The organism is Pseudoclavibacter sp. RFBG4 (genome assembly GCF_002931515.1).
Classification (GTDB): domain Bacteria; phylum Actinomycetota; class Actinomycetes; order Actinomycetales; family Microbacteriaceae; genus Pseudoclavibacter.
In genome coordinates, this window is sequence record NZ_PSYC01000024.1 from 459,242 (window position 1) to 472,354 (window position 13,113).

Genomic DNA, 13,113 nt, shown 5'->3' on the forward strand with positions numbered 1-13,113 from the left:
CGTCCTACGATTCGCGACGTGGCGGCGGTTGCCGGCGTGTCCAAGTCGCTCGTCTCGCTCGTGTACAGCGATCCGGAGAAGGTCAGCGAGGCGCGGAAGAGCCGCGTGCTCGCAGCCGCCGACGAGCTGGGGTTCCGACCGAATCTGCTGGCCAGATCGCTGGCGACGAACATGAGCGACTTCATTGGGATACTCGTCGCAGACCCGGTCAACCCCGTGTTCGCGGAGATCATCGACGCGGCGAGCCTGGAGTTCGACCGGGCGGGGCGGCGCGGGCTGATGACAACCGCCGTGCTGCCCGAGTCGGGGACCGTGCGCCAGCTCGACGAGGGCACGATCGCGACGCTCAGCGATCTGCGGCCGAGGAGCGTCCTCATCGCCGGCTCCCTTCCTGATGCCGCCTCGCTCGGTGCTCTCGCGGAGGATCGTCCCGTCGTCGTGGCGTCCGGCCTGGCCGAAGGGCTGCCGAACGCGGGCTGCGTGCGAACCGACGACCGCAAGGGCCTCGCGCTCCTGGTCGAGCATCTGACCTCCCTCGGCCACCGCGACATCGCGCATCTCGGAGGGCTTGCCGCCGCCGGCCGCAGCCGGGCGGAAGCGTACGAGGAAGCGATGACGGCGCACGGACTCGCGGGCCACGTGCAGGTGCAGGAGAGCGACTTCACCGAGCTCGGAGGCTACGTCGCCGCGACGAGCCTGCTGTCCCGTGCGACCCCGCCGACCGCGATCATCGCACCAAACGACCTAGCCGCCCTCGGCGTGCAGCGTGCGCTCGAGGAGCGCGGCCTGACGACGGACGACGTGGCGCTCACGGGCTACGACAACTCGTTCCTCGCATCCATCGCCGGTGTCTCGCTCACCTCCGTCGACCCGCACAACGGGGTCATCGGACGAGAGGCCGCGAGGTGGCTCATCGAGGCCGAGGCGGGCAAGGATTCACTGCCGCAGGAGCTGCTCGTCGAACCGCGGCTCGTCGTCCGCCGTTCTTCGGGCAAGCGCGTCTGAGCTCAGCTCTCGTCTGCCGGTGAGAAGCGCACTCCCCACGAACTGCTCCAGACCTGGGCGACGTCGAGCTCGATGAGGTCGACGCCAGAATTGAGGGCGTCCGGTGGGGACGTCATCGGCTCCGCGGCGAACGCAAGGCCGGTGCCTCCGTGGTGCCCCTCGGGGCGGGGGAAGTCGGCGGGCGTGTAGAGCTGGAGGTGCCGGAAGTCGGCGTCGCCCCAGAGCTCGAGGCGGGCCCCGGCCGCGGACTCGACGGTCAGCAGCGTGCGGTCGCCGGAAGGGCGGACGCGGAAGGCGTAGTTGAGGTCGAGATCGCCCACCCTGCGACCAGCACGAAGGTCGAACGTTCCTCCCGACACGACGGGCTCGGTTCCGACCGGGAGCAGTCGATCATCGAGCAGCACGCGCTCGACGAGATCGGCGCTGACGACGAGATCGGCGATCGGCTCCTCTCCGACGCGGAAGTACGGGTGAGCACCGACCGCGAAGAGCGCCTTCTGCGTGCCGAGGTTGGCGACCGTGTGCGTGACGACGAGGCCGTCATCGACGGCCTCGTACCGCACCGTGTGGCGGAGCGTGAAGGGCCAGCCATGCTGCGGGAACACCGTCGCGGAGAGTTCGAGGCCCGAGCCTGTCTCTCCGACGACCGCGTACTCCGTGTTGCGCAGGAGACCGTGCGAGGCGTTGCCCTTGCTTGGCTCCGTGATGTCGAGCTGCTGCGTCTTTCCGTCGTGCGCCCATCGGCCATCCCTGACCCTGTTCGGCCAGGGGAACAGGGTCAAGCCGGCGCCGAAGGGTGGGAGGACGTCGTCGCCGAAGTCCTCGACGAGCTGCACGCCGCCGACCTCGAGAGAACGGAGCACCGCAGCGACCCGGCCGACCTTGACGCGGACGAGTCCGCTCACAACCTCGTGCTGGGGACCGGTGACAGGTGGATGCATGCGTCAACCGTAGCGGGACGCGACGGTTGCTCAGTCGCGACGTCCCCAATCACGCAGCACGGCACGTGCAGCGTGCAGACCCGGCATGCCGTGGACCCCGCCCCCAGGAGGCGTCGACGACGAGCACACGTAGAGTCCCCGTCGTCCGGCGCGGTAGGGATGCAGCGAGGGCGTAGGCCGGAACAGCTGCTGCGTGCCCGCCATCGAACCACCGCCGATGTCACCGCCGACCAGGTTCGGGTTCCACGCTTCGAGCGCGCTCGGCGACCACTCTCGACGTTCGAGGACCACGTCCGCGAAGCCCGGCGCGAAGCGTTCGATCTGTGCTTCAAGCGCTGGGCGCACGTCGAGCGCTGTGCCGTTGGGCACGTGCGCGTACGACCAGAGGACCTGCCTTCCATCGTGCGTCCTGCTCGAGTCGGCCGCGGATTGCTGCGTGACCATGACAAACGGCTTCTCCGGCATGCGCCCGCGGTTGATGTCTCGTTCGGCCTCGATGATCTGTCGGAACTCCCCGCCGACGTGCACGGTGCCGGCGGACGCGACCCTCGCGTCCTCCCACGGCACGGGTCCGTCGAGCAGGTAGTCGATCTTGTGCACACCAGCCCCGTACTTCCACCGTGCGAGATGAGCGGCGTAGCGCGACTCCAGCTGCTCCGGGGCGATGCGAAGGATCTGCTTCGGCGTGAGGTCGAGGAGGACGGCGTCGGCCCGCGGGAGGTCGCGGAGGTCCGTGACCTCTGCGTTGGTCTCGATGCGTCCGCCGTTGGCGAGCAGCACCCTGGCGAGTGCATCCGTGATGCTCACCGAGCCGCCCTTCGCCACGGGCCATCCGGTGCTGTGGCCGAGGGCGCCGAAGGCGATGCCGAACGCCGATGTCAGCGGTCGGGTGAGCGGCAGCGTCGCGTGCGCCGAGGAGCCGGCGAGGAGCGCCTTGGCCGCGCCGCTTCGGAAGACGAGGTTCGCGAGCGTCGCCGCAGGGAGCGCCCCCAAGACCCCGAGTCGCACCATGTCGACGGGATGCGGGGGGATTCGCAGGAGCGGACCCATCGCGTTCTCCACCGTCTCGAAGGGATGGTGCGAGAAGTGCTCGTGCAGGCGTCGCCAGTTGGGGCCGTCGACGCCGAGCTCCTGGGCCGTGCGTTCGATGTCCCGGTGCAGCATCGCCGCGCGCCCGCCAGGCAGGGGATGCGCCATCGGGATCTCGGGCTGCACCCATTCGAGCCCGTTCTGCTCGAGCGCAAGCTCGCGGAACGCCGGGCTCGCGACGCCGAAGGGGTGCGCCGCGGCCCCGAGGTCGCTCACGAAACCCGGGCCGAACAGCTCGGCGGACCTCGCCGCTCCTCCGATCTGGGCGTCGCGCTCGTACACGGTGACCTCGACGCCCCGCGTCGCGAGGAGCGCCGCAGCCGTCAGTCCGTTCGGGCCCGCCCCGACGACAACCGCCCGGCGACTCACCGTCCAGCGCCTGCCCGCGGGTCCTGCTCGAGGAATCGTTCCTCGACGGAGTCGCGGCTGATGCTCTGGATGAGCTCGATCTGGGTGTGCGCACGGGCTTCGAGTTCCCGCAATCCGGAGAGCACGAGTCGCGGGTCCCGGGGCTGCACTGCGATGAGCGCCTCCCACATCGAGAGCTTGGCGCGCACCATGCCGGTGAGGGTGTCGAGTTCGAGCTGCGTGCTCGGGCGCCGCCTGAGGCGCAGGATGTTCACCGGGTTGAACGTGCCCGCCACGCGCGCCGCGTTCGTGAGCCAGAGCTTCAGGAACGACTCGTGGTAGCCGAGCTGATCGATGAGCGACGCGAGATCCCGGCGGTCGGCCGCGATATGGGCGATGAGCAGCCGCATCGTCTGCTCGTGCGGTGATCCGGCCCACGTCGCCTTGGCTGACTTGAATGCGCGCAGCCCTGCCTCCGAAGCCAGGAGGTGCGCGTTGAGATACCCCGCGTACACGTCGTGGTCGAATCCTCGTGCCGTTGTCATGCCCTGCTCCTCTCGCTTGCCGTGTCCCGATTGTCTCGTGGCTCGAGATTCGGGGCGCACAGGTCTTCCAGATAGCCAGCGAAGCCGCCCGGCGTGCGTCCACGTTGCCGTCCCGAGGTCAGGACTGGCGAGCTGGCCGTCGAGTGCACGGCGAAGCCGCACGCGCCGACCGCGGCGGCGAGGCCGGTGTCCTCGTGTTCCCTCAGCGGAGGGAATCCGCCGGCGGCGAGGTAGGCCGAGGCCCGGACGCCGAGGTTCGCACCGTGGATGTGCGGGTGCCCTTCGACGCTCGAGTAGTCCCGACGCCACCTGGCCTCGACGTGCGGAGCATCCGACTGGGGTTCGACGTTCACCGTCCCCAGCAGGAGGTCGATCCCCGCGTCGGCGAACTCGAGCTGTGTGAGCAGCCAGCGCGGCGGCACGGCGGAGTCGGCATCGGTGGAGGCGATCCACGTCGAGGTCAGGTCGACGGCTGTCTGGTCGCCCCCGGAGGTGAGGCCGAGGGCGGCCCTCACGCCCGCTCGTCTGGCTTCGCCGACGGAGCCGTGCAGCCCCTCGATCACGCGGATGCGCTCGTCCCGCTCGGAGGCTCGGGCCGCGATCCGCGCGCTCGCGTCGCGGCAGCTGTCGAGGACGAGGACGAGCTGCACCCGAACACCTGCGCTCGGGCAGGGGATCGAGTCCATCGCGACCGTCAGCGCGGCGAGGCACTCGGCCAGCGTCTCCGCTTCGTCTCGGGCGGGCACCACGATCCGCAGATCGCGGATGGGGGTGCGCGAGTTCCCCTCACCGGTCGCCGAACCGCTCACGGGACTCGTCACCGTCATCCGGCAGCGCTCGCAGACTGCTGCGCACCAGAGGCTGCACCCGAGGCGAAGCAGAAGCCACCGCTCGGCGGCACCCCGTTCTCGTAGACATCGATGAGGGTCTCGTCCTCTGAGTAGGAGGCGAGGCTGCGCATGCCGAGTCGTGCTGCGAGGGCGTGCACTCGGTCGCCGTCGAGCGGCCAGCCGTCGATCGGACCACGCCAGTGGCAGAGCACGAGCACGCCGGTCGGCGACAGGGCCCGGCGGGAGTTGGCGAGGAGCTCGCAGAGCTCGTCCTCCGCCAGGTAGTAGCCGGTCTCGGAGACGACGACGAGATCGAGCTGACCGGGTCCGAGACCGAGGCTGTCCCAGTCGTGCGGCAGGGTTGCCTTGGCCAGATCGACGCCCGTGAGCTCGGCGAGTCTCGCCGCGGCGAGGCCAAGGGCGGTGGCACTCGCGTCGACGGCGAGCAGGTGATCGCACCGTTCAGCGAGCGCTGCGGTGCTCTCGCCGATGGAGCAGCCGATCTCGAGGGCGCGCCGGTACGTCTCGTCGGGCAGCATCCCGACCATGAGGGCGAGTTTGCGCCGCTCGTACCAGCTGGATCGAAGGTCCCAAGGGTCGTCCGCGTCTGCATGGACGCCATCGAACGTGTGACTCGCCGAGCCGGCGTCGCGCGTCGCGCTCGCCGTCAGCCGGAAGACCTCGAAGCTCCTCGAGAAGTGCTCGACCTGGCTGGCCCCGAGCACCGTCTCATCGCCGATCTCGTCGGAGAGCGCGTGCAGCTGCGAGGCATGCGCGTCGAGGGCGGCCGCCTTGGCCTCGGTCTCCGCCGGTGAGAGCGGGAGCCGCATCCAGTGGCGCCACTCGCTGTCGCGCATGGGGTGTGCCCAGTGCCAGAACCAGATCGGGAACTCGAGAAGCAGGGCGTCGGCCTCCGCTGCGGCCCGCGCGAGTGCGGCACCGACGGTGTCGTGGTCCGTGTGTCCGTCTCTCCGGTAGGGCGCGGCGATGACGACACGCTGTGCCGGCGAATCCCGGACGATCTTCGCTGCAGCGTCTGCGATGAAGTCGATGGACTCCGAGAGCTGGCCGTCGCCGAGACCGAGCTCGACCGACTCGATGGAGCCCTGCTGCCCGCCGGTGGCCTCCGCCCCAGGGGAAGGACTCGTGCGGAGCCGTCTGAGTGCCTCGTGGAACTCTGCTCGTCGCAGCTCGGCGAGCGCCGGTGGCTGGACGCTGGGCGAAGCTGGGTGCGAGGCCTCGCCCCAGGTGCACAGCAGGATGCGCACGGCGGCTCCGGCCGCGAGTGCCCTGAGGATGAGGCCAGCGGCGCCGAGGCACTCGTCGTCGGGGTGCGCGGCTCCGACGATGAGCAGCGTCTCCGGACCGAGTGCATCTTCCAGCGCGAGGGTCGGAAGGTGCTCGATACCGGCTTCCCGCCAGGCTGCCTCTGGAGTCCCCGTGTCCAGATGCGTGAACTCCACCGATGCGGCGCCGATCACGATTCGTCCCCCGAGATCGATGGGGCTTCGGAGGAGAGGCGCAGCGCGGCCGCGAGCTGCTGCCCGTGAGCTGCGTCGTCGCGGGCTCCGTGATGCTGGCTGAGGTACATGGTGAGGTCGGCGACCCGTCGTGCGTGCGTGGCGTCGAAGGCGAGGGGGCCAGGTCCCATGGCCTCTCCGCAGAGCGTCAGCAGGCGCCAGCAGGCGGAGGCGGTGTTCCCGCGCACCCGTTGAGCAAGTGCCCAGTCGGCGCTCCCCGCGTCGATACGGTCGGCGGCGTCGTCGAGCTGGATCTGGACGCCGTGCAGCAGACGATCCGTCTCACCGAGCCAGGCGAGTCCGAGCTGGTCCGGTTCCCTGCCGCCCACCGCACGTTCGAGCGCACGCCCGAGGGCCACCGCTCCTCCGAACCACACGGCGGCGACGGCGATCCCACCCCAGGCGAACCCGGGACGTGAGGTGTACCAGCCGGCGACGTCCCCCACGGCTCTCGCAGCCGCCGTGTGGAGATCGACGGGCCCGCTCGGCACTCCACGGAGGCCGGTCAAGGGTGCCCCGCCTTCGCGCGGCACCACCGCCGCCTGGTGGAGGTCGACCACGAACATCCACTCCCCCGTCGAATCCGACGCGGTGACGAGGGCGCGATCAAGCGCCGCTGCGAGCGAGCACCAGCGCTTGGTGCCGGTCAGCTCCGCGTCCGGAATCTCGGCGACGCTGTGCGAGTCTGCTTCCGGAAGCCAGCGGACAGTCACCGGCGAAGCTGAGGCGAAGACGCCCCAGACCTCCCCGCGTCCGGCTTTCGCCCCCGCCTGCGCAAGGATCGCGGCGGCGTCGAAGTGCGGCTCGACGACACGGGCGGCGGTGAGATCGATCGCGGCGATACTCGACAGCAGATGCAGCAGCGCGCGGGTGCGACCGCTTCCCGGCACTGGGACGGGAGGGAGCTCGCGCAGGACGCCGAGCATCTGCGAGGCGTCCCCTGCGCACTCCTCGGCGACTTCGAGGAGCCGGGCACTGCCGCCCCAGAAGTCGACGTCGACACCGATCCTGCCCATGAACTCGAGCACCTTGTCTCCCTCCAGCCATACCCAACGGCGGGATGCTGCACTCCCCGGACCACAGCACGCTACGCACGCCGACCGTGAGGTCACAGGAGGGTTGACACCGGGCGAGCGACCCGATATCCGTGCGCGCTCCCGAGTACCGGCAGGCGCTCAGGCATGCGGAGGAAACTCCCACGGAGCAGACCGAGCCTTCCCGTAGCGTCGTGACCCTCATGACGCAGACTCCCCCCGGATTCCCCCTTCGCGACTACGCCGCCATCGGCGACGGGCGCACCATCGCCCTCGTCACACCCGACGGACGAGTCGACTGGCTGCCGTTGCCGAACCTCGACTCGCTCCCCGTCTTCGCGCGCCTCCTCGACGACAAGACCGGCGGGTACGTCGAGCTGACGCCCGCGGGCGACTTCACGTCCACGAGGCGGTACATCGACCAGACCAATGTGCTCGAGACCACCTACACGAGCGAGAGCGGTGTGGCACGCGTCACCGACGCCATGGTCACGGGCGTCGCCGGGCGCCTGCCCTGGGCCGAGCTCGCCCGACGAATCGACGGCATCGAAGGCAGCGTCGAGTTCACCTGGCGCGTCGTACCCGGCACGATGCTCGGCACCAGATCCCCGTGGCTCGACCGCGTCGGTCAGCACACCATCATCCGCTGCGGCGAGCTCTCCCTCGCCGTCGTCGGCAGCGAGCACGGCCCAGAGAGCGCCGACCCGCGCAGCGGCGCAGAGGAGGCCGAGCTCCGCGGCGGGTTCACAACCGCACCCGAATCGCGACACCTGCTGGTCCTGACCGCCACCGAGGGTGAGCCCCTCCGCGTTCCCGAGCCGGAGAACGTCGACAAGGGCATCGACCGAACCATCGAGAGCTGGCTGAGCTGGTCCAAGGAATTCTCCTACGACGGCCCATGGTCCGAGCAGGTGCAGCGCAGCGCGCTGGCGCTGAAGCTTCTCATCTACAGCCCCACAGGGGCTATCGCCGCGGCGGGAACGTCGTCGCTGCCCGAGAACCCGGCAGGCGGCAAGAACTGGGACTACCGGTTCGCCTGGATCCGCGACCTCGCCTACACCGCGCACGCCCTCGTCTGGTTCGGCCTCAGGGAGGAGACGCACGCGGCGATCTCCTGGCTGCTGCGCACCATCCGCGAGCAGGGCCCGGACATCTACGTCATGTACTCGCTCAACGGCGAGACGTGCGCGGGCGTCGAGAAGTACGACGTCCCCGGATGGCGCGGCAACAGTCCCGTCGTGACGGGAAACCCCGCGCAAGGGCAGCTGCAGCTCGGCATCTACGGCGACCTCATCGCCATCAGCCGCACCTACGTCGACGACGGCAACCTCCTCGACGTCGAAACCGCACGACTCCTCGCCAAGGTGGCAGACAAGGCCTGCGACGACTGGCGCAAGCGAGACGCGGGAATGTGGGAGCTCGGCGAAGAACAGCACTACACCTCCTCCAAAATGGGGTGCTGGCAGGCGCTCAACGACGCGATCGCGCTCGCAGAGGGCGCGCACATCGAAGGAGACGTCGACCGCTGGCGAGCGGAACGGGACCGCATCCGAGCGTGGACGCTGGAGCACTGCTGGTCCGAGGAGCTCGGCAGCTACGTCATGCATCCCGGCTCGGATCGCCTCGACGCCTCCGTGTTGCTCCACGCGCCGAGCGGCTTCGACCGCGGTGAGCGCATGTCGTCCACCATCGACGCCCTGAGCAGGGAACTCGGCCACGGCGCTCTCCTCTACCGGTACTCGGGAGTCGCCAGCGAAGAGCACACCTTCGTCGCCTGCGCCTTCTGGCGGGTCTCGGCGCTCGCCTGCGTCGGCCGTTCCTCGGAGGCGATCGCGGCAATGGACGAGCTCGTCGAGCAGACCAACGACGTCGGGCTGCTCGCCGAGATGATCGCCACCGGCGACGGTGCCTTCTGGGGCAACCTCCCGCAGGGACTCAGCCACCTCGCGCTCATCAACGCCGCCCTCCTGATCAGACAGCTCGCACCGGAAGAAGCCACAGATGACCAGTGAACCGACCGTCTTCCGCGAGCTGCGCTCGGTGCTCGTCGAGAGCATCTGGTGGGATGCCCGCACCTCCGAACTCGCCTGGGTGGACATCACGATGGGCACCTTCCATCGGGCGAGGCTCGACGGCGCTCGCGACGGCAGCGACGACCGAGTCTCCGCTCTGCCCGCCCCGGTCAGCGCCGTGCAGCCGGCCGCCGGGGGTGGCTTCGTGGCGTCGCTCCAGGATCGCATCGTCGTGCTCGGGCCGGACGGGGAGCTGCAGAAGACCATCGCCTCCGTCGTCCACTCCCACGGTGGCATCCGGTTCAACGAGGGCAAGGTCGACCCGTACGGTCGCTTCGTCGTCGGGTCGATGAACACCACGTCGCCCGCGGCGGATGGAGCCCTGTACACCTTCGACGCCGACGGCACCGTCCGACTGCTCCTCGGTGGGTTCCACACGACGAACGGCCTCGAATGGAGCGACTCCGGCGACACGATCTTCGTGACCGACACGTCGACGCAGACCATCTACCGGGCGAGCTACGGCCCTGGCCCCGACGACCTCGGCGAGCTGGAGCCGTTCATCCACGGGCGCAACTCGGACGGGCTGGCCAGGGACGTCGACGGCTCATTCTGGAACGGCATCTACGGGGCTGGACGCGTGGCTCACTGGGACGCGAGCGCTTCGCCGTTGGGTGACCTCACCCTTCCGGCGCCGAACGTCACGTCCGTCGCCTTCGGCGGCGACGGGCTCTCGACGCTGTTCGTCGGAACGGCGCGCGAGAACCTCACCGAAAGCGACCTCGTCGACGCACCCCTCAGCGGCTCGATCTTCGCCATCGAGGGCGTCGGGCACGGTCGCCCCGCCAACGTCTTCGGGGCCTCCGCAAGCCCGCGGTGACCCCTCATTCCCCTCTCCCCCACGCACATCACTTCTCGAACCAAGACTGGAGACACGCACATGAATCTCGGCATCACCGGCAAGAAGGCACTCATCACCGGAGGGGACTCCGGCATCGGCTGGGAGACCGCCAGGCAGCTGCTCGACGAGGGCGCGATCGTCGTCCTGAGCGATAAGGACCCGGACGCACTCGCGGAGGCGGCCGCCAAGCTCGAGGCGCCGGAAGGCAGGCTGTTCGCGCACGCGGCCGACATCACCCGACTCGATGAGCTCGCCGAACTGCACGGCTTCGTCCAGGAGCACGTGGGCGACATCGACATCCTCGTGCAGTCCGCGGGGATCACCGGGGCGCAGGGGCTGTTCCACGAGATCGACGACGAGGGATGGACGAAGACCGTCGAGATCGACCTGCTCGGTCCCGTTCGGCTCGTCCGGCAGTTCCTCCCTTCGCTCCGCAAGGGCGGTTGGGGCAGGATCGTGTTCCTCGCCTCCGAGGATGCGGTGCAGCCCTACGACGACGAGCTCCCCTACTGCGCCGCGAAGGCCGGCATCCTCGCGCTCTCCAAGGGCCTCTCGCGCAGCTACGCGTCGGAGGGACTGCTCGTGAACGCGGTCTCCCCGGCATTCATCTCGACGCCGATGACCGACGCGATGATGGAGAAGCGCGCCAAGGAGCTCGGCACGGACGTCGACGAGGCGATCGAGTCGTTCCTCGACGAGGAGCGACCCTACATGGAGCTGGGCCGCCGCGGCGAGCCGAGCGAGGTCGCCTCCGTCATCACCTTCCTCTGCTCAGACCGGGCCTCGTTCGTGAACGGCTCGAACTACCGAGTCGACTCGGGCTCGGTCGCGACGATCTAGCCGCCGCTCGGCGCCCGCACACCACGACAGACACCACGTACAGGAGACGAACATGGCAAATCAGTACACCTTCACCGATCCCACCAAGCTCTACAGCGAGATCACGCCGAACTCCGACGACCAGACCGAGCCGGGCCTCGACTCGAAGCTCCGTGACACGGCGGACCTTGGCGAGAGCACCTACGAGGGATCCGGGCGCCTCAAGGGGCGTCGCGCACTCGTGACCGGTGGTGACTCCGGCATCGGCGCCGCCACGGTCATCGCGTTCGCCCGCGAAGGCGCCGACGTCGCCATCGCCTACCTGCCCGAGGAGCAGGAGGACGCCGACCGGATCACAGCCATCGCCCAGGACGCGGGCGTCAACGTGGTGCAGCTCCCCGGCGATCTGACGGACGACAAGTACGTCAAGGGCCTCGCGGATGCGGCGGTCGCCAAGCTCGGCGGACTCGACATCCTCGTCAACAACGCGGGCAAGCAGATCTTCAACGAAGACCTCACGACGCTCACGAGCGAGCAGTTCGACGAGACGTTCAAGGTCAACGTCTACGCGATGTTCGAGATCTCCAAGGCAGCGATCCCCCACCTCCCGCCGGGTTCGACGATCATCAACACGACATCCATCCAGGCGTACTCGCCCGCGGCCATCCTCGTCGACTACGCGTCGACGAAGGCGACCATCAACGCCTTCACGAAGGCGCTCGCCCAGCAGCTCGCGCCCAAGGGCATCCGCGTGAACGCCGTCGCCCCCGGACCGATCTGGACGCCCCTGCAGGTCACCGACGGGCAGCCGCCGGAGAAGGTCGAGGAGTTCGGCGAGGACACGCCGCTCGGCCGCATGGGTCAGCCAGCTGAGCTTGCGCCCGCTTACGTCTTCCTCGCGTCGCCCGAGTCGAGCTATGTGCTCGGCGAGACGCTCAACGTGAACGGTGGCATGCCCACACCGTAGGGCTCACCTATCCCACGGAAGCGGACGCCCGAGCCTCAGGCTCGGGCGTCCGTGCTCGTTACCTGCCCTGTCTCCGTCCCCGCGGTCGCCGGGCAGGTGAGGGTCACGGTCGTTCCGGTCTCGTCCGTCTCGAAGCGGATGCGGGCATGCACCAGCGCGGCGCGCTGACGCATGGATGCGACGCCGAACGTGGTCGCCGCGAGCTGCTCGAGGGGCGCTGCGGCGCCGGTGCCGTCATCGGTGACCGTGAGCACCAGCGTGGAGGGTCTCCAGAGCACGACCACGTCGATGCGGCTCGCCCCTGCATGCCGCCGGGCGTTCCGGATCGCCTCGACGGCGACAGCGTGTAGCTCTTCAGCGGCTGGCGCCGATACCGCTCCCCTGGTCCCGATCTCCGTGACCTCGACGGGAGCCGCGCCCGCCAGCTCGTGCGCGGCGTAGTCCATGAGGGCATCTGGGAAGCCTGCGGGGGCGGGACGTTCCAGATCCCAGGCCATCGCATCCACGAGGGCAGCGTCATCGCCGACAAGCGAGGGGAGGACGGTCTCGCGAAGCTGGCGAGCCAGCCTGAGTTCAGCGACTCGCTGGACGCCGGAGAGCTGGGTGCGCAGCGTCTCGGCGTAGGCAAGCGCACCAGGGACGAACCTGCCGAAGACGCTCGAGTGCAGGACGAGCGCGACGGTCACGGTCGGCACCGGGAGCCGATCCGCGAAGACAGGGAGCGCGGTCTCGAACAGGAGGTTCGCCGAGACGAGGGGCTGCGCGGGGTGCAATCCCTGCGACAGGAGAACATCGGCGGTCGCCTGCATGAGGCCCAGATCCATCGTGGCGGGCGCTTGCAGGTGGCCGTAGTCGCGGAGTCCGGCCAGCCTCGTCCACGCCTCCGTGAGGATGCCGACGACGTGGGCTCGGAAGACCGGATCAAGCTGCCCATCCTCGACGGCGGCGTCGCCACGCTCGAGGAGCAGTGTCGTCGCGGTCTCGAGGACCTCGTCGATGGCATCGGCCAACCCGGCCTCGGGCGAGTCGGGGGCTGCTTGGTCGCGAAGGAGGGAGTCGTCGGTCACGGTCCCGATCGTAGATGGGCCGGTCGCAGTCACGT

General features: G+C 69.4%; 12 protein-coding genes. 5 read left to right on the top strand and 7 right to left on the bottom strand.

Features of this window, described 5'->3' with window-relative positions:
- Positions 1-18 precede the first annotated feature (18 nt).
- Positions 19-1,005 carry a LacI family DNA-binding transcriptional regulator gene (locus C5E10_RS09085; protein ID WP_181062702.1) on the top strand — a complete coding sequence of 329 codons (987 nt, stop codon included), beginning with the start codon at positions 19-21 and terminating at the stop codon, positions 1,003-1,005.
- A gap of 2 nt (positions 1,006-1,007) precedes the next feature.
- On the opposite strand, the gene C5E10_RS09090 is transcribed toward C5E10_RS09085, so the two are convergent.
- The 6 genes from C5E10_RS09090 to C5E10_RS09115 are packed head-to-tail and all read right to left on the bottom strand — an operon-like array spanning position 1,008 to position 7,294.
- On the bottom strand, positions 1,008-1,946 hold the full coding sequence (locus C5E10_RS09090; RefSeq protein ID WP_104331328.1) for an aldose 1-epimerase family protein: 939 nt from the start codon (positions 1,944-1,946) through the stop codon (positions 1,008-1,010).
- Between the two features lie 30 nt (positions 1,947-1,976).
- The gene (locus tag C5E10_RS09095; RefSeq protein ID WP_104331329.1) at positions 1,977-3,404 is read right to left on the bottom strand and encodes an NAD(P)/FAD-dependent oxidoreductase; all 1,428 of its coding nucleotides are present in this window, start codon (positions 3,402-3,404) and stop codon (positions 1,977-1,979) included.
- The gene (locus tag C5E10_RS09100) at positions 3,401-3,928 is read right to left on the bottom strand and encodes a hypothetical protein (protein WP_104331330.1); all 528 of its coding nucleotides are present in this window, start codon (positions 3,926-3,928) and stop codon (positions 3,401-3,403) included. The genes C5E10_RS09095 and C5E10_RS09100 overlap by 4 nt, the downstream gene beginning before the upstream one ends.
- A complete protein-coding gene (locus tag C5E10_RS09105) occupies positions 3,925-4,755 on the bottom strand; it encodes a glycosyltransferase family 2 protein (RefSeq protein ID WP_104331331.1) in 831 nt (276 codons plus the stop codon). Before C5E10_RS09105 ends, C5E10_RS09100 begins: the two co-directional genes overlap by 4 nt.
- Positions 4,752-6,239 carry a bifunctional PIG-L family deacetylase/class I SAM-dependent methyltransferase gene (locus C5E10_RS09110; RefSeq protein ID WP_104331332.1) on the bottom strand — a complete coding sequence of 496 codons (1,488 nt, stop codon included), beginning with the start codon at positions 6,237-6,239 and terminating at the stop codon, positions 4,752-4,754. The genes C5E10_RS09105 and C5E10_RS09110 overlap by 4 nt, the downstream gene beginning before the upstream one ends.
- Positions 6,236-7,294, bottom strand: coding sequence for an acyl-CoA dehydrogenase family protein (locus C5E10_RS09115; RefSeq protein ID WP_104331400.1), 1,059 nt, complete (start codon positions 7,292-7,294; stop codon positions 6,236-6,238). The genes C5E10_RS09110 and C5E10_RS09115 overlap by 4 nt, the downstream gene beginning before the upstream one ends.
- 221 nt (positions 7,295-7,515) lie before the next feature.
- Between C5E10_RS09115 and C5E10_RS09120 the strand changes: the two genes are divergently transcribed.
- From C5E10_RS09120 to C5E10_RS09135, 4 genes are read left to right on the top strand one after another with little or no spacing between them, the layout of a single operon-like run.
- Positions 7,516-9,324, top strand: a complete 1,809-nt coding sequence (locus tag C5E10_RS09120; RefSeq protein ID WP_104331401.1) for a glycoside hydrolase family 15 protein — start codon at positions 7,516-7,518, stop codon at positions 9,322-9,324.
- Positions 9,314-10,204, top strand: a complete 891-nt coding sequence (locus C5E10_RS09125; RefSeq protein WP_104331333.1) for an SMP-30/gluconolactonase/LRE family protein — start codon at positions 9,314-9,316, stop codon at positions 10,202-10,204. The genes C5E10_RS09120 and C5E10_RS09125 overlap by 11 nt, the downstream gene beginning before the upstream one ends.
- Before the next feature lie 60 nt (positions 10,205-10,264).
- On the top strand, positions 10,265-11,065 hold the full coding sequence (locus C5E10_RS09130) for an SDR family NAD(P)-dependent oxidoreductase (RefSeq protein WP_104331334.1): 801 nt from the start codon (positions 10,265-10,267) through the stop codon (positions 11,063-11,065).
- A 52-nt stretch (positions 11,066-11,117) separates the two neighbouring features.
- A complete protein-coding gene (locus C5E10_RS09135) occupies positions 11,118-12,011 on the top strand; it encodes an SDR family oxidoreductase (RefSeq protein ID WP_104331335.1) in 894 nt (297 codons plus the stop codon).
- A 35-nt stretch (positions 12,012-12,046) separates the two neighbouring features.
- Here C5E10_RS09135 and C5E10_RS09140 read toward each other — a convergent pair whose 3' ends face one another.
- Entirely contained in the window at positions 12,047-13,078 is a 1,032-nt protein-coding gene (locus tag C5E10_RS09140; protein WP_104331336.1) for a sensor histidine kinase, read from the bottom strand.
- Between the last annotated feature and the right edge of the window lie 35 nt (positions 13,079-13,113).

Coding starts and splice junctions, on each gene's coding strand:
- C5E10_RS09090 (WP_104331328.1), bottom strand. CDS start 1,946: ATGCATCCACCTGTCACCGGTCCCCAGCACGAGGTTGTGAGCGGACTC.
- C5E10_RS09100 (WP_104331330.1), bottom strand. CDS start 3,928: ATGACAACGGCACGAGGATTCGACCACGACGTGTACGCGGGGTATCTC.
- C5E10_RS09105 (WP_104331331.1), bottom strand. CDS start 4,755: ATGACGGTGACGAGTCCCGTGAGCGGTTCGGCGACCGGTGAGGGGAAC.
- C5E10_RS09115 (WP_104331400.1), bottom strand. CDS start 7,294: ATGGGCAGGATCGGTGTCGACGTCGACTTCTGGGGCGGCAGTGCCCGG.
- C5E10_RS09120 (WP_104331401.1), top strand. CDS start 7,516: ATGACGCAGACTCCCCCCGGATTCCCCCTTCGCGACTACGCCGCCATC.
- C5E10_RS09125 (WP_104331333.1), top strand. CDS start 9,314: ATGACCAGTGAACCGACCGTCTTCCGCGAGCTGCGCTCGGTGCTCGTC.
- C5E10_RS09130 (WP_104331334.1), top strand. CDS start 10,265: ATGAATCTCGGCATCACCGGCAAGAAGGCACTCATCACCGGAGGGGAC.
- C5E10_RS09135 (WP_104331335.1), top strand. CDS start 11,118: ATGGCAAATCAGTACACCTTCACCGATCCCACCAAGCTCTACAGCGAG.